The 15,856-nt window shown below is 61.2% G+C and carries 15 protein-coding genes; 8 read left to right on the top strand and 7 right to left on the bottom strand.

Annotation, left to right across the window (positions count from 1 at the left end; genetic code table 11):
• Positions 1–146: 146 nt before the first annotated feature.
• From eutC to eat, 3 genes are read right to left on the bottom strand one after another with little or no spacing between them, the layout of a single operon-like run.
• On the bottom strand, positions 147–923 hold the full coding sequence (gene eutC / locus ABLV76_RS18560; RefSeq protein ID WP_348878410.1) for an ethanolamine ammonia-lyase subunit EutC: 777 nt from the start codon (positions 921–923) through the stop codon (positions 147–149).
• The gene (locus ABLV76_RS18555; protein WP_004204902.1) at positions 920–2,308 is read right to left on the bottom strand and encodes an ethanolamine ammonia-lyase subunit EutB; all 1,389 of its coding nucleotides are present in this window, start codon (positions 2,306–2,308) and stop codon (positions 920–922) included. The genes eutC and ABLV76_RS18555 overlap by 4 nt, the downstream gene beginning before the upstream one ends.
• 9 nt (positions 2,309–2,317) lie before the next feature.
• A complete protein-coding gene (gene eat / locus ABLV76_RS18550) occupies positions 2,318–3,697 on the bottom strand; it encodes an ethanolamine permease (protein ID WP_004204901.1) in 1,380 nt (459 codons plus the stop codon).
• Between the two features lie 62 nt (positions 3,698–3,759).
• Here eat and ABLV76_RS18545 point away from each other — a divergent pair, with 62 nt between their 5' ends.
• The 7 genes from ABLV76_RS18545 to tauD all read left to right on the top strand — a co-directional run bounded on the left by ABLV76_RS18545 (position 3,760) and on the right by tauD (position 9,953).
• Positions 3,760–3,888, top strand: coding sequence for a hypothetical protein (locus tag ABLV76_RS18545; protein ID WP_161992934.1), 129 nt, complete (start codon positions 3,760–3,762; stop codon positions 3,886–3,888).
• 82 nt (positions 3,889–3,970) lie between these two features.
• The gene (gene mmuP, locus ABLV76_RS18540; RefSeq protein ID WP_004204899.1) at positions 3,971–5,380 is read left to right on the top strand and encodes an S-methylmethionine permease; all 1,410 of its coding nucleotides are present in this window, start codon (positions 3,971–3,973) and stop codon (positions 5,378–5,380) included.
• Positions 5,367–6,299 carry a homocysteine S-methyltransferase gene (mmuM, locus tag ABLV76_RS18535; RefSeq protein WP_049117015.1) on the top strand — a complete coding sequence of 311 codons (933 nt, stop codon included), beginning with the start codon at positions 5,367–5,369 and terminating at the stop codon, positions 6,297–6,299. The genes mmuP and mmuM overlap by 14 nt, the downstream gene beginning before the upstream one ends.
• Before the next feature lie 240 nt (positions 6,300–6,539).
• Positions 6,540–7,502 carry a taurine ABC transporter substrate-binding protein gene (gene tauA, locus ABLV76_RS18530; protein WP_004204897.1) on the top strand — a complete coding sequence of 321 codons (963 nt, stop codon included), beginning with the start codon at positions 6,540–6,542 and terminating at the stop codon, positions 7,500–7,502.
• Between the two features lie 11 nt (positions 7,503–7,513).
• Entirely contained in the window at positions 7,514–8,281 is a 768-nt protein-coding gene (gene tauB / locus ABLV76_RS18525) for a taurine ABC transporter ATP-binding subunit (RefSeq protein ID WP_004178719.1), read from the top strand.
• Positions 8,278–9,105: a taurine ABC transporter permease TauC gene (gene tauC / locus ABLV76_RS18520; RefSeq protein WP_004144603.1), complete on the top strand. Its 828-nt coding sequence runs from the start codon at positions 8,278–8,280 to the stop codon at positions 9,103–9,105. Before tauB ends, tauC begins: the two co-directional genes overlap by 4 nt.
• Positions 9,102–9,953: a taurine dioxygenase gene (gene tauD, locus ABLV76_RS18515; protein ID WP_049117017.1), complete on the top strand. Its 852-nt coding sequence runs from the start codon at positions 9,102–9,104 to the stop codon at positions 9,951–9,953. The genes tauC and tauD overlap by 4 nt, the downstream gene beginning before the upstream one ends.
• A gap of 174 nt (positions 9,954–10,127) precedes the next feature.
• Here tauD and ABLV76_RS18510 read toward each other — a convergent pair whose 3' ends face one another.
• From ABLV76_RS18510 to ampH, 4 genes are all read right to left on the bottom strand, one after another.
• Positions 10,128–11,846, bottom strand: coding sequence for a GNAT family N-acyltransferase (locus tag ABLV76_RS18510; RefSeq protein WP_004204890.1), 1,719 nt, complete (start codon positions 11,844–11,846; stop codon positions 10,128–10,130).
• 178 nt (positions 11,847–12,024) lie between these two features.
• Positions 12,025–12,516 (bottom strand): transposase, encoded by a 492-nt coding sequence (locus ABLV76_RS18505; protein WP_004204888.1) that lies wholly within the window; start codon positions 12,514–12,516, stop codon positions 12,025–12,027.
• Between the two features lie 256 nt (positions 12,517–12,772).
• Positions 12,773–13,747 carry a porphobilinogen synthase gene (gene hemB, locus ABLV76_RS18500; RefSeq protein ID WP_004204887.1) on the bottom strand — a complete coding sequence of 325 codons (975 nt, stop codon included), beginning with the start codon at positions 13,745–13,747 and terminating at the stop codon, positions 12,773–12,775.
• A 106-nt stretch (positions 13,748–13,853) separates the two neighbouring features.
• Positions 13,854–15,014, bottom strand: a complete 1,161-nt coding sequence (gene ampH / locus ABLV76_RS18495; protein ID WP_004204886.1) for a D-alanyl-D-alanine-carboxypeptidase/endopeptidase AmpH — start codon at positions 15,012–15,014, stop codon at positions 13,854–13,856.
• Between the two features lie 215 nt (positions 15,015–15,229).
• Between ampH and ABLV76_RS18490 the strand changes: the two genes are divergently transcribed.
• Positions 15,230–15,742, top strand: a complete 513-nt coding sequence (locus tag ABLV76_RS18490; protein WP_072096510.1) for an isochorismatase family protein — start codon at positions 15,230–15,232, stop codon at positions 15,740–15,742.
• The last annotated feature ends 114 nt before the right edge of the window (positions 15,743–15,856 follow it).

Here is a 15,856-nt window from a genome sequence, read left to right as displayed (position 1 = left end):
CCTGAAAACAGGCAATATACCAGTTAAACGGTTTTCGTCGGCCCGCGCAAGCGAAGCGCCGCCGGGAAATTTCAGCGTGCACCCGAATATAATATTCAGGTGCGCCCGGTAATATTAACAATGTATTCTGCTGCTCACGTGACTTATTATTTTAAAGGGGGCAATGGTTTTATTTTCCCATGCAGCGCCGGATTATCGCTTTCATCTTTCAGGCGCACTCCGGTAAGCCGTCGTAAAAAAGCCTGCTCCAGCAGCCAGGCCAGTTTAAAGGCGGCGGCGTCATGGCTCAGCCCTTCCGGGCGAATATTGGAGATACAGTTGCGCTCCGACTCCAGCCGCTGCCGATGCGGCTGCCAGGTGAGGTAGACGCCGAGGCTGTCCGGTGAGGAGAGACCCGGTCGTTCGCCAATCAGGATCGCCACCGCGCGGGCTTTCAGGGTTTCGCCAATATCATCCCCCAGCGCCACCCGTGACTGATGGGCCAGCACCACCGGCGCCAGGCCGATACCCAGCGTCTGCAGGTAGGGCAGCAGGGCGCGGATCAACGGCACCGCCTGGCGCTCTACCGCCCATGAAGAGAGGCCGTCGCCGATCACCAGCAGCAGGTCGGCGGGGCGGACGCCGCTGGCGGCGAGGTCGGCGCGGCTTTCGTCGGCAAGCTGCCTTCCGAGATCCGGACGCCGCAGATAGGTGTGACGGTCCGGCGCGGCGCTGTGCACCGTCAGAGCGTCGAGGCCGAGCGCCGCCAGCGGCTCCACCAGCTGCTGGCTGGCGAACGGCTGATGAATAGCATCCCGCGCTCTGGCGTGGGCCAGACCAAAGTTGAGGACTTCGCGGGTCGGCAGGCTGGCGCCGCTGCGCCCCAGGGCAATCCGCGCATCGGTAAATTCACGCAGCGGGTTCCAGGCGTCGGGACGGTTCATACGGAGGCTCCTTGCGGCAGGACGGACAACAGTGGATGACGGGCGTCGGTGAGCCGCAGCGCGCCGTGCGGATCGATAATCTGCATCTTCGCCAGCCAGTCGGCGAACTCCGGGGCATGCTTTAAGCCCAGCAGACGACGGGCGTACAGCGCGTCATGGAACGAGGTGCTCTGGTAATTGAGCATGATATCGTCCGCTCCGGGCACGCCGATCAGGAAGGTGAGCCCGGCGGCGCACAGCAGGGTCAGCAGGGTGTCCATATCATCCTGATCCGCTTCCGCGTGGTTGGTATAGCAGACGTCGCAGCCGATCGGCAGGCCCATCAGCTTGCCGCAGAAGTGATCTTCCAGCCCGGCGCGAATAATCTGCTTGCCGTCGTAGAGATACTCCGGACCGATAAAGCCGACCACCGTATTGACCAGCAGCGGTTCAAAGTGGCGGGCGACGGCGTAGGCCCGCGCCTCGCAGGTCTGTTGGTCGACGCCGTGGTGGGCGTTGGCCGACAGGCAGCTCCCCTGCCCGGTCTCAAAATACATCACATTGTTGCCGAGGGTACCGCGACCGAGGCTGAGGGCCGCTTCGCGGGCCTCCTGCAGCATGGCAAGATTGATGCCGAAGCCGCTGTTGGCCGCTTCGGTTCCCGCCACCGACTGAAACACCAGATCCACCGGCGCGCCGCGCTCAATCAGCTGCAGCGTATTGGTGACGTGGGTCAAAATGCAGGACTGGGTGGGAATGGCGAAGCGCTGGATAATATCGTCCAGCATCACGTTCAACTGCGCCAGCACCGGTAAGCTGTCGCTGGCCGGGTTGATGCCGATCACCGCGTCCCCGGCGCCGTACAGCAGCCCGTCGAGCATACTGGCGGCAATGCCTTTCAGGTCATCGGTGGGATGGTTGGGCTGCAGGCGCACGCTGAGGTGGCCGGGCAGGCCGATGGTGTTGCGAAAGCGCGTCACCACCTGACATTTGCTGGCGGCGAGGATCAGATCCTGATTGCGCATCAGCTTGCTTACCGCCGCCGCCATCTCCGGGGTGATAGCGCGGGCGACCCGCTGCAGCGTGGCGGTATCGGTGGCATCGTCCAGCAGCCAGTCGCGGAAATCGCCGACCGTCAGGTGACGCAGGGCGGCAAAGCCCTGCGCATCGTGGGTGTCGATGATCAGGCGGGTCACTTCGTCCTGCTCGTAAGGGATAAGCGGATTGTCGAGGATGTCGGTCAGCGGCACCTCGGCGAGGGTCATTTTCGCCGCCATCCGCTCTTCGGCTGAGTGGGCGATAACCCCCGCCAGGGCGTCGCCGGAGCGGGCCGGCGACGCTTTCGCCATCAGCGTTTTCAGACTATCAAAGCGCCATACCTGGCCCGATAGCGTGGTTTTATACATGCCGCCTCCTCAGGAGACCGTTCGCAGTTGAGGATCCACTGGCGCCCGTTCACGGGCCGCTGCGGTTTTGCGGAACCACAGGTAGCCGCCGAGCATCATCGCCGCGAAAATCAGCGCCAGCAGCAGGTTATACCAAACCATCGCCACCAGGCAGAGCAGCGCCATGCCGAGGGCAAAGGCCGGCGCCAGCGGGTAGAGCGGCGCGCGGAACGGACGGATCAGCTTCGGCTCGCTACGGCGCAGTTTGAACAGCGCCGCCATGGAAGTGATATACATAACAATAGCCCCAAATACCGACATGGTGACGATGCAGGCGGTCAGCGGCATGCCGCTGATGGTGATCAGCGAGTCGGAGAAGATCGCGGCGATGCCCACCACGCCCCCGGCAAGGATCGCCAGATGCGGAGTGCGGGTGCGGCGATTGAGGGTGGCCAGACCGGCGGGCAGATAGCCGGCGCGGGCGAGGGAGTAGATCTGCCGCGAGTAGCCCATAATGATGCCGTGGAAGGAGGCGACGAGGCCAAACAGCCCCAGCCACACCAGCATATGCAGCCAGCCGCTGCCGTTGCCCACGACCGTCTTCATCGCCTGGGGCAGCGGATCGTTAATATTGGACAGCGCGCGCCAGTCGCCGACGCCGCCGGCGAAGACCATCACCCCAATCGCCAGCACCGTCAGCGTCAGAATGCCGCCGCCCAGGGCGCGGGGAATGGTGCGCTGCGGATCTTTGGCCTCTTCGGCGGCCATGGAAGCACCCTCAATGGCGAGGAAGAACCAGATAGCGAACGGAATGGCGGCGAACATCCCCGGCAGCGCCAGGCCGCTAAAGCTTTCCGCGCCCGCCCAGCCGTTAGTGGTGAAATGGCTCCAGGAGAAGCCGGGGGCGACTACGCCCATAAACACCAGCAGCTCGAAGATGGCCAGCAGGGTGACGATCAGCTCGAAGGTGGCGGCGATGCCGACGCCGAGGATATTGAGCGTCATAAAGATCACGTAGGCGCCGCAGGCGACCCATTTCGGATCCAGCGCCGGAAACTGCACGTTGAGGTAGGCGCCGATGGCCATGGCGATGGCCGGCGGGGCGAAGACGAATTCAATCAGAGTGGCAAAACCGGCGATAAAGCCGCCGGTGGGCCCGAAGGCGCGGTAGGCATAGGCGAAAGGGCCGCCAGCGTGCGGGATGGCGGTGGTCAGCTCGGTAAAGCTGAAAATAAAGGCGCAGTACATGGCGGCGACCGCGAGGGCGACGACCATAAACCCCATCGTGCCCGCCTGCGACCAGCCGTAGCTCCAGCCGAAGTACTCCCCGGATATCACCAGTCCGACGGCGATCCCCCATAAACGAAAACTGCCGAGCGTTCTTTTTAAGGTGGTGGTGTGCTCTGTCATACGTGTTGCCTCGCCAGATAGAAAGGTTCTGAACGACAGGCTGCAAAGAGAGTGCCAGAACGTTGTCCGTCGCGATGAGGCGCCAGTTCGGGGAGCGCCCGTCGGCGCTGCGCAAAAATGGGGCAGGCTGCACGCTGTCGGCGCGCGACCTGGTGCAGCGGCTTTGCTTTTTCAGCGGCGGCACGGTATAACACTTCTTCTTTTGGATGTTTAGATGTCTATACGTTTATACGCATCATGACCCGGGCAAGCGGGCTGGCGTGAGAAAATAAAATGCAAAGCACAACACAACAACAAGGTGGGCAACTGAAGCGCACCATGAAAACGCGCCATCTGATCATGCTGTCGCTCGGCGGCGTGATTGGCACCGGCCTGTTCTTTAATACCGGCTATATCATCTCCACCACCGGCGCGGCCGGGACGCTGCTGGCGTATCTGATTGGCGCCCTGGTGGTCTGGCTGGTGATGCAGTGCCTCGGCGAACTGTCGGTAGCGATGCCGGAGACCGGCGCTTTCCACGTTTACGCGGCGCGTTACCTTGGCCCGGCGACGGGCTATACCGTGGCGTGGCTCTACTGGCTGACGTGGACGGTGGCGCTGGGTTCGAGCTTTACCGCCGCTGGCTTCTGTATGCAGTACTGGTTCCCGCAGGTGCCGGTCTGGATCTGGTGCGTGGTGTTCTGCGCGGTGATCTTCGGCCTTAACATCATTTCGACCCGCTTCTTCGCCGAAGGCGAGTTCTGGTTCTCGCTGGTGAAAGTGATCACCATCATCGCGTTTATTATTCTCGGCGGTGCGGCCATTTTCGGCATCATTCCGATGCAGGATGGCTCCCCGGCGCCGGGCCTGCGCAATATCACCGCCGAAGGCTGGTTCCCGCACGGCGGCCTGCCGATCCTGATGACCATGGTGGCGGTGAACTTCGCCTTCTCCGGGACGGAGCTTATCGGCATTGCCGCCGGGGAGACGGAAAACCCGCATAAGGTTATTCCGGTCGCCATCCGCACCACCATCGCCCGGCTGATTATTTTCTTTATCGGCACCGTATTTGTGCTGGCGGCGCTGATCCCGATGCAGCAGGCGGGGGTGGAGAAAAGCCCCTTCGTGCTGGTGTTTGAAAAGGTGGGTATCCCTTACGCGGCGGATATTTTCAACTTCGTGATCCTGACGGCGATCCTCTCGGCGGCCAACTCCGGCCTGTACGCTTCCGGGCGGATGCTCTGGTCGCTGTCGAACGAGAAGACGCTGCCGGCCTGCTTTGCCAAAGTCAATAAACGGGGCGTGCCGGTGACCGCGCTGTCGGTGAGTATGCTGGGCGGCGTGCTGGCGCTGTTCTCCAGCGTGGTGGCGCCCGACACGGTGTTTGTGGCGCTGTCGGCGATCTCCGGTTTTGCGGTGGTGGCGGTGTGGTTGAGCATCTGCGCCTCGCACTTTATGTTCCGCCGCCGCCATCTGCAGCAGGGTAAGGCGCTGAGCGACCTGCAATATCGCGCCCCCTGGTATCCAGTGGTGCCGATTCTGGGCTTTGTGCTGTGCCTGGTGGCCTGCGTGGGCCTTGCTTTTGACCCGAGCCAGAGAATTGCGCTGTGGTGCGGGATCCCCTTTGTGGCCCTGTGCTATGGTGCCTGGTATCTTACTCGTTCACGGAAAATGACTCAGGAGCCCCAACATGTCGCAGACTAATCCGTTTACCGCCCTGCTTGCCGCCCAGCCTTTCGTGCTGCTGGACGGCGCTATGGCCACCGAGCTGGAGGCACGCGGCTGCGATCTGGCTGACAGCCTGTGGTCGGCGAAAGTGCTGCTGGAGAACCCGCAGCTGATCCGCGATGTGCATCTCGACTACTTTCGCGCCGGGGCGCAGGTGGCGATCACCGCCAGCTATCAGGCCACCCCGGCGGGTTTTGCCGCACGCGGGCTGGATGACGCGCAGTCCCGGGCGCTGATCGGCAAAAGCGTCGAGCTGGCGCGCAAAGCGCGCGAGGCGTACCTCGCCGAGAACCCGCAGGCCGGCACGCTGCTGGTCGCCGGTTCGGTGGGGCCGTATGGCGCGTTTCTTGCCGACGGCTCGGAGTATCGCGGCGATTATCAGCGCAGCGCGGCAGAGTTCCAGGCCTTCCACCGGCCGCGCGTCGAAGCGCTGCTGGATGCGGGTGCCGACCTGCTGGCCTGTGAAACCCTGCCGTCATTCGCCGAGATCCAGGCCCTGGCGGCCCTGCTGCAGGAGTATCCCCGCGCTCGCGCCTGGTACTCCTTCACGCTGCGCGACGCCGAACATCTGAGCGACGGCACGCCGCTGCGCAAGGTGATGGCCGCCCTGGCGGATAACCCGCAGGTGGTGGCGGTGGGGATTAACTGTATCGCGCTGGAAAATACGCCCGCGGCGCTGGCGCATTTGCACAGCCTGACGGCGCTGCCGCTGGTGGTCTATCCTAACTCCGGCGAGCATTATGATGCGGTGAGCAAGACCTGGCACCATCATGGCGAAGCCTGCGCCAGCCTGGCGGATTATCTGCCGCAGTGGCTGGCTGCCGGGGCGAAGCTGATCGGCGGCTGCTGCCGCACCACGCCGAAGGATATTGCTGAGCTTAATGCGAAGCGCTGAGTTTTTTGCCGGGTGGCGCTGCGCTTACCCGGCCTACATATTGCGCGAACCGGAGGCCGGGCAAGGCGCAGCCGCCACCCGGCGCCAACCATCTGCCACCAACCAACCGCTCAAAATCAACTATCCTTTCCCGCTTTTGTTCTAAAAACGATTCGCTATTAGCCAGAATTTTTAATTACTTCATCTCCATCCTGATGCCGGAAATACTGCACCTATAACAACTCAGGGGAAGCAGACATTATGGCATTCACATCGCGAATTACTCTTCTGGCGGCGCTGGCCGTCGCCGCCTTCCAGGCGCAGGCGGTCAACGTTACCGTGGCGTATCAAACCTCCGCAGAGCCGGCGAAAGTCGCCCAGGCGGACAACACCTTCGCCAAAACCAGCGGGGCGACCGTCGACTGGCGGAAATTTGACAGCGGCGCCAGCGTGGTGCGCGCTCTGGCCTCCGGCGATGTGCAGATCGGCAATATCGGCTCCAGCCCGCTGGCGGTGGCCGCCAGCCAGCAGGTGCCGATTGAAGTGTTCCTGCTTGCCTCAAAGCTCGGCAACTCCGAAGCGCTGGTGGTGAAGAAAAGCATCACCAAACCGGAAGATCTGATCGGCAAGCGCATCGCCGTGCCGTTTATCTCCACCACCCACTATAGCCTGCTGTCGGCGCTCAAACACTGGGGCATCAAGCCGGGCCAGGTGCAGATTATTAACCTGCAGCCGCCGGCGATTATCGCCGCCTGGCAGCGCGGGGATATCGATGGCGCTTACGTCTGGGCGCCAGCGGTTAATGAACTGGAAAAAGAGGGCAAGGTGCTGACCGATTCCGCGCAGGTTGGGGAGTGGGGCGCGCCGACCCTCGACGTCTGGGTGGTCCGTAAGGACTTCGCCGAGCAGCATCCGGAGATTGTCAAAGCGTTCGCTAAAAGCGCCATCGACGCCCAGCAGCCCTACATCGCCAACCCGGAGGCATGGCTGAAACAGCCGGACAACATCAGCAAGCTGGCGCGCCTGAGCGGGGTGCCGGAAGCCGATGTCCCGGGGCTGGTGAAGGGCAATACCTATCTCACCGCCGCTGAGCAGGCGCAGGCGCTGAACGGGCCGGTCAATCAGGCCATCGTGGATACCGCGCGCTTCCTGAAAGAGCAGGGCAAAGTGCCTGCGGCGGGAACCGATTATCGTCAGTACGTCACTGACCGCTTTGTGAAGTAAAGGAGGCGGCGATGCTGCAAATCTCGCATCTTTCCGCCGACTACGGCGGTAAACCGGCGCTGGCGGATATCAACCTGACGCTGGAGAGTGGGGAGCTGTTGGTGGTGCTGGGGCCTTCGGGCTGCGGTAAAACTACCCTGCTGAACCTGATTGCCGGATTCGTGCCCTATCAGCACGGCAGCATCACCCTCGAAGGTCAGCGGGTGACCGGGCCGGGCGCAGAGCGCGGCGTGGTCTTCCAGAATGAAGGTCTGCTGCCGTGGCGCAATGTGCAGGATAACGTGGCGCTGGGCCTCCAGCTGGCGGGCGTGGATAAAGCGCAGCGCCGGCAAGCGGCGGCGCAGATGCTGAAGAAGGTGGGTCTCGAAGGGGCGGAAAAACGCTTTATCTGGCAGCTGTCCGGCGGTCAACGCCAGCGGGTGGGCATCGCCCGGGCGCTGGCGGCGAATCCGCAGCTGTTGCTGCTGGATGAGCCCTTCGGCGCGCTTGACGCCTTTACCCGCGAGCAGATGCAGACATTGCTGCTGAAACTGTGGCATGAGACCGGCAAACAGGTGCTGCTGATCACTCATGACATTGAAGAGGCCATCTTTATGGCCACCGAGCTGGTGCTGCTGTCGCCGGGGCCGGGACGGGTGGTGGAGCGGCTGCCGCTTGATTTCAGCCGTCGCTTTGTCGCGGGCGAATCCTGCCGCAGCATCAAATCCGACCCGCGCTTTATTGAACAGCGGGAATACATTTTGAGCCGGGTGTTTGACCAACGGGAGGCTTTCTCATGAGCGTGGTACTGAACGACAAACCGCGTCAGTCGACGCTGAAATGGCGCTGGCCGCTCTCCCGTCAGCTTACCCTCAGCGTGGCGACCCTGGCGGTGCTGCTGGCCGTCTGGTGGGCGGTCGCGGCGCTGCAGCTGATTAGCCCGCTGTTTCTGCCGCCGCCAGGACAGGTGTTGCAGAAGCTTATCACCATCGCCGGGCCGCAGGGCTTTATGGATGCGACGCTCTGGCAGCACCTGGCGGCGAGCCTGACGCGGATCGTTATCGCGCTGCTGGCGGCGGTGCTGATCGGCGTACCGGTGGGGATCGCCATGGGGCTCAACTCAACGGTGCGCGGGATCCTCGATCCGCTGATCGAGCTTTATCGTCCGGTGCCGCCGCTGGCCTACTTACCGCTGATGGTGATCTGGTTTGGCATTGGTGAAACGTCAAAGATCCTGCTGATCTACCTGGCGATTTTCGCCCCGGTAGCGATGTCGGCGCTGGCGGGGGTGAAAAGCGCGCAGCAGGTGCGGATTCGCGCCGCCCGTTCGCTGGGCGCCAGCCGGGCGCAGGTGCTGTGGCTGGTGATCCTGCCCGGCGCGCTGCCGGAGATCCTCACCGGGCTGCGCATTGGTCTCGGGGTGGGCTGGTCAACGCTGGTGGCCGCTGAGCTGATCGCCGCCACTCGTGGGTTAGGGTTTATGGTGCAGTCCGCCGGCGAGTTTCTCGCCACCGATGTGGTGCTGGCGGGGATCGCAGTCATTGCCATTATCGCCTTTTTACTGGAACTGGGGCTGCGCGCGCTGCAGCGCCGCCTGACGCCCTGGCATGGAGAAGTACAATGAGTGAACGTCTGAGCATTACCCCGCTGGGGCCGTATATTGGCGCGCTGGTGACCGGGGCGGATTTAACCCGTCCGCTGAGCGACAACCAGTTTGAGCAGCTGTATCACGCGGTGCTGCGTCATCAGGTGGTATTCCTGCGCGAACAGAATATCACCCCGGCGCAACAGCGCGACCTGGCGCTGCGGTTTGGCGACCTGCATATTCATCCGGTCTACCCTCACGCCCCTGGCGTGGAAGAGATTATCGTCCTCGATACCCACAACGATAATCCGCCGGATAATGACAACTGGCATACCGATGTCACCTTTATCGACACGCCGCCCGCCGGCGCCATTCTGGCGGCGAAAGAGCTGCCGGCGACCGGCGGGGATACTCTGTGGACCAGCGGCATTGCCGCCTGGGAAGCGCTGTCAGAACCCTTCCGGCAGCTGCTGAGCGGCCTGCATGCGGAACACGATTTCCGTAAATCGTTCCAGGAGTATAAGTACAACCACACGGAAGCCGAGCATCGGCGCTGGCAGGAGGCGGTGGCGAAGCATCCACCCCTGCTGCACCCGGTGGTGCGTACCCACCCGGTGACCGGCAAGCAGGCGCTGTTCGTTAATGAAGGCTTTACCACGCGGATTGTCGACGTGACCGAGAAAGAGAGCGCGGCGCTGCTGAGCTTCCTGTTTGCCCATATCACCAAACCGGAGTTTCAGGTGCGCTGGCGCTGGCAGCCGAACGATGTCGCTATCTGGGATAACCGGGTGACGCAGCATTACGCCAATGCCGACTATCTGCCGCAGCGGCGCATTATGCACCGGGCGACGATTCTCGGCGATAAGCCGTATTTCCGGGCGGGGTAAGGCTTGTAGCCGGTTAAGGCATCAGCCGCGAGCCGCGGAGAAAGGCGGATGCTGCATTGCCCGCTGCTTACCGGAGGCGGCGCCTGACGCGCCTTTTCCGGGCTACCGAACCGTCGGAAATGGTGAACCATAGCCCGGCTAAGGCGCAACGCGCCGCAAGCCGGGAAAAAGCTTTTATGCCGATTTTTGCGCACCCAGATGCGCGCCAATATATCGCTGATAGCGGTTCGCTTTCAGATAGGTCAAATCCACCAGCACCAGACCATCCACGCAGTTATTGAAATCCGGATCGCTGCCGAAATCGATAAACTGCACGCCGCCCGGCTCGCACACTTCCGAGTACTGCTTATACAGCGGCGGGATCGCGCAGCCGAGGTTGCCGAGCAGGGACTTCAGCCGGGCCAGGTCGTCGTTGTAATCCTCCCCGCCAAACTGCGCCAGCACGTCGGGCAGCGACGCCGGATAAGGGCGACGGGACTCCGCCAGCGGGTGCGTCGCCGGGAACCACAGCCGGTAGAACGCCACCAGCAGATCGCGAGCGGCGGGCGGCAGCCCACCAGAAATCGATACCGGGCCAAACAGATAGCGATAGTGCGGGTAGCGCGCCAGATAAGCGCCGATGCCGGACCACAGGTAGTCCAGCCCGCGTCGACCCCAGTAGCGCGGCTGGATAAAGCTGCGCCCCAGCTCAATGCCGTGCTGCAGGATGTCGTCCATTCGCCCGTCGTAGTGGAACAGACTGGAGCTGTAGATCCCCTCCAGGCCGCGCTTTGCCAGCTGGATGGCCGTCGGCATAAAGCGGTAAGCGCCGACGATCTCGAGGTCTTCTTCATCCCACAGGATCAGATGCAAATAGTCGTCGTCATACCCGTCGATATCCCGCCGTTTGCCGCTGCCTTCGCCAACCGCGCGGAAGGCGATTTCCCGCAGGCGTCCCAGCTCGCGCAGCAGCGGCGCCTCCTCCTGACCGTTGCGCTGCCAGAGGTAAATCACTTTGCCATCGGCGGTGCGGCCCAGGCATTCGGCCTTGTGCAGTTCGCGTTTGAGCCGCGCCCGATCTTCCGGGCGGGCGATGGCGCTTTCAGTTTTGAACTGCCCAGGCAGCCCTTTGCGCAGCTGTTCAAGGTGCTGATAGCAGCGGCCGGTAAGTTCGCGAGCGCTGGACTGGGCATCGAACCAGCTCGACCAGGGGATCTGCTGGCCGATACGCACCGGCAAGCTGCTGTTGCGCCGGCGAAACATCTGCTGCATCAGCAGGAGCAGCGGCAGGTTGTCGGAGACCAGGGTGCTGGCGTAAAACAGGGCGCTGTTGTGGGCATGAATCCACGCCGGCAGCAGCGGGGCGCGATATTTCGCCGCCAGCTTAATAAAGCCCGAGTGCCATTTTTTATCGCGAATGCCGCGACGGGTAAGGCGAGAGACTTCCCCCGCCGGGAAGAAAATCAGTACCCCACCGGCCTGTAGCTGCTGGTCCATCTGCTGCAGCGCCGTTTTAGCGGTGCGGCCATGAATATTATCCACCGGGATAAACAGCGAGCTCAGGGGCTCAAGGTGGGTGAGCATGCGGTTGGTGACCACTTTGACGTCGCGTCGCACGCGGGATACCGCATACAGGAGCGCCAGGCCGTCGAGGGTGCCGGTGGGGTGGTTAGCGATAATGACCAGCGGGCCATATTCGGGGATTTGTTCGAGATCGTGCGCCGGGATGGCGCAGCGGATATTGAGGTATTCCAGCACCTGTTCGACCGTATCAAGCCCCTTCAGGTGGCGGTGACGGTCGGCAAATTGTTGAAACTCTTCCTCATAAAATAGCTTTTTTAACAGTTTCTTTTGCCAGGGGGCGGGCCTCGCCTGAGGCCACAGGTCATCGAGTACGTTGTCGAGACTAAACATAGTGGCTCCTCCTCCGTCCTGCCCAGACAGTAGAAGGTAGAGATGTCGTTCAGATTACAGTTGGGTGAAGATTCGGTCGCAGCAAGCGAGGTTTCCCGGATAGCGGCTAACGCCTCATCCGGGCTACGGTTGGCGCCGATTTGTAGCCCCGGTAAGCGTCAGCGCCACCGGGGAGAGGCTATCGGCGTTCACCGCAGCTAAGATCAAAGCTATCGCCAGCCCAATTTGGGGGATATAGCCCGCGCTGGACATCGCGATGAAAGGTTGAAAATGGCCAATCGATCACTCGGGTGACCCAGCCATGCTTAAGTGGATTGATATGGATGTAATCAACGTGTCGGCGGTAATCATCTTCATCGCGTATGGCATGCTCCCAAAAGCGAGGTTGCCAGAGGGGGTGTCGTTTTAACGTTCTGGTAAAACAGCCTTTGATATCTCTCCAGCGTGAAGAAAAATCGTCATCATTATGAGGTAGTGTCCAGATGCAATGCAGATGTTCAGGCAACACCACCCAGGCATCAATAATAAAGGGGCGATGTTGTTTAACTACGGCGACAGAGTAGCGCAATAATTCTATGTTTTCAGTTAGGTGCATGCTTCTACGGTCTTTAAGGTTAACGGTGAAGAACCAGGTTCCCCCTTTAATGTAATAACGTCGATAAGCCACCACAGGATCTCCTGGAATTCGGTATTTATGATGTGGTTTAACACGTTAGAAGGCGAAATCCGGTACGCCAAGAAGAACGCGCAGAAGATGGAAAGCGGCGTGCAAAATTTTAGCTACAGATATTGTTTAGCGCCTGTCCCCGGATAGCGGCGCAAGCGCCTTATCCGGGCTACGGTGTGGTGGTCGCGATAAATACAGCGCACCGGAGATGAGGTTTGGTAGCCCCGGTAAGCGTCAGCGCCACCGGGGAGAGGGAGGCTTAACGGAGGATGTTTTTCTCGGCCAGGTCGAGGGCGAAATAGCTGAAGATCAGATCGGCGCCCGCGCGTTTGATAGCGCCGAGGCTTTCCAGAACCACTTTCTCTTCATCGATAGCGCCCGCCTGGGCGGCGAATTTGATCATCGCGTACTCCCCGCTGACCTGGTACGCGCCGAGCGGCAGATCGCTGCGTTCGCGGATATCGCGCAGAATATCCAGGTAGGCGCCCGCCGGTTTCACCATCAGGCAGTCGGCGCCCTGGGCTTCATCGAGCAGCGACTCGCGAATAGCTTCCCGGCGGTTCATCGGGCTCATCTGATAGGTTTTACGATCGCCCTTCAGCGCGGTACCGGCCGCTTCGCGGAACGGGCCGTAGAAGGAAGAGGCGAACTTGGTCGAATAGGACATGATCGCCGTATTGGTGAAGCCTGCTGCGTCCAGCGAGCGGCGAATCGCCTGCACCTGACCATCCATCGCGGCGGAAGGGGCGATGAAATCCGCGCCGGCGGCGGCAGCGACAACGGCCTGTTTGCCGAGGTTTTCCAGGGTCGCGTCGTTATCCACCCCGTGGTCGCACAGCACGCCACAGTGGCCGTGGGAGGTGTATTCGCAGAAGCAGGTATCGGACATGACGATCATCTCCGGCACCGTGGACTTACAGATCCGCGACATACGCGCCACCAGACCATTTTCATTCCAGGTATCGCTGCCGGTGGCATCGGTGTGATGAGAAATACCAAAGGTCATCACCGAGCGAATGCCGGCATTGGCGATGCGTTCGATCTCGCGCGCCAGATATTTTTCCGGAATGCGCATCACCCCGGGCATCGCCTCGATCGCTTTGTAATCATCAATTTCTTCTTCAACAAAGATCGGCAACACCAGGTCGTTCAAACTCAGTGTTGTCTCTTCAAACAGGGCGCGCAGCGCAGCGGATTGACGCAGGCGGCGGGGGCGAGTGATTAAATCTGTCATGGTTTGCCTGATTTTGTGAAATGAAAGAGGGTAGTGTAACTGAAATGGCATCAGGATGTTTCGCCAAAACGATCGTTATGTCGCATCGGCGAAACCTCCCCCGGGCTTACTGACTGGCCGTCTGCATGTTGGGCTGCATGCCGCTCAGCTCGCTGACCAGATCGTTGATGCCATCGCTCATATTGTTGAAACGGGTTAACGGCGAGCGGGTCACCACCACAAAAGCGCCGACGTTAGCCTGCGGATTCATCGCCATATAGGTGATAAACCCGCCGCCGCCGCCGGTTTTCTGAATAATCCCCGGATGGCCATTCTTCGGCTTCATATACACCCAGCCAAGCCCCAGCGCGTCGGCGCGGCCAGGCACGTCCATACCGATCACCCGAGTCAGCTGGTTACGCTGATAAATCAGCGTCTGCATCCGGTCGGCCTGCTGGCTGCGGGTATAGAAATCGGATGACAGGAACTGCTGCATCCAGCGCATCATATCCCCCGGCGTCGAGTAGACGCCGCCGCTGCCGATCGCCGCCAGAGTGTTGTTACACGGGCTGGCGCCTTTCTCCGGGATCATCAGCCGCTGGCACTGATCCGGCGATGGGGTAAAAGTAGTGTCCTTCATCCCCAGCGGCCGGGTGATCTGCTCTTCAAACAGCTGCGGATAAGGTTTGCCGGCGGCGGTGGAGAGCGCGTCCGCCAGTAAATCGAAGGCCAGATTGGAGTAGGCTGCCTGTGAGCCCGGCGCGGTCTTCAGGGTGGCGGTTGAGAGCCAGTTCCAGCGCTGCTGGCGGGTTGGCCAGACAAACACCGGACGATGAGCGGCGCCGCCAGGCTGCTCGCGCGGCAGGGCGCTGGTATGGGTCGCGAGATTCACCAGAGTGATTGGTTTTCCCTGCCAGTCAGGCACTCGGGCGCCCGGCGGAGCGTATTTGCTCAGCGGATCGTTGAGTTTCACCACCCCCTGGTCGAGCAGCTTCACCAGCATCTCGCTGGTCATCAGTTTGCTGAGGGAGGCGATACGGATCACCGAGTCGAGCTGCGGGTGTTGATTATTCCCCGGGCGGGTTTCGCCAAAGCTGCGAAACACACGCTGATTGCCATCGATCACCACCAGCGCCATGCCGGTGGCGCCGCTGCCGTAGTAGATATGATTGGCGTAACGATCGACCACATCCGAGGCGAAAACCGGGTCAACGGTAGGCTGTGCGGCCTGCGCCGAGGTCCACGACGCCGCGCACAGCGCAGCAAAAATGAGCAAACTACGTTTCAACGGAGATCATCCATTAAATAAAAAAGAAGAGGGTATTTATACTACGAAGTGGCGCAGAACAAAGCGGGATTCACGACATTCCTGCAGGAAAAAGGTAACGGTGCGTAAAAAAGACTTTTTTACGCTTTCGGATACCGGCTTTTTTCGCCGGCGCGTATGATGACCGTTTGGCTGAAGGTTTGCGGGAGAAAACAATGGCGGCTCAACGGGTAGTGATGGTCGTGGATATGCAAAACGGCGTGTTCGCCACGCCGCGTCTGGCGCGCGAGCGCTGCGTCGCGCAAATTAATCGTCTGGTGCGCGCGGCGGATAAAGTGATTTTTATTCAGCATGATGAGGCCGGCGGCCTCGAAGCCGGCAGCGAAGGCTTCGCCCTGCTCCCTGAGCTGGAACAGCCGGCCGGCGCGCTGTATGTCACCAAAACCGCCTGCGACGCCTTCTACCACACCTCGCTGGAGCAGGTGCTGCGGGAACACGACATTCAGCAGTTCGTCATCTGCGGTTGCGCCACCGACTACTGCCTCGACACCACCATTAAAAACGGCGCCAGCCGCGGGTACGGCATTGTTATCGCGGAAGATGCCCACACCACCGCCAACCGCCCCGCCGCGCAGGCCGCGACGCTGATCGCCCACTACAATGAGGTGTGGCGTACGCTGACCGTTCCTGGCAATCCTTTACAGGTGAAACCCACAGAAACAATTCTGCACGCCTGGCAGCAGAACTAAGCTGTTGATATCCGGTCTTATCATCCGTCTTCCCCGCGAGAGCGCTTTCACGCGGCGGCCGACGTATGCGTCGTATACAGCAATAGCAGAACGATAAGAAGTTAGCAGGAGACA

The organism is Klebsiella sp. GB_Kp047 (assembly GCF_040065235.1).
GTDB lineage: Bacteria > Pseudomonadota > Gammaproteobacteria > Enterobacterales > Enterobacteriaceae > Klebsiella > Klebsiella quasipneumoniae.
This window is presented reverse-complemented; position numbering and strand designations above follow the sequence as displayed.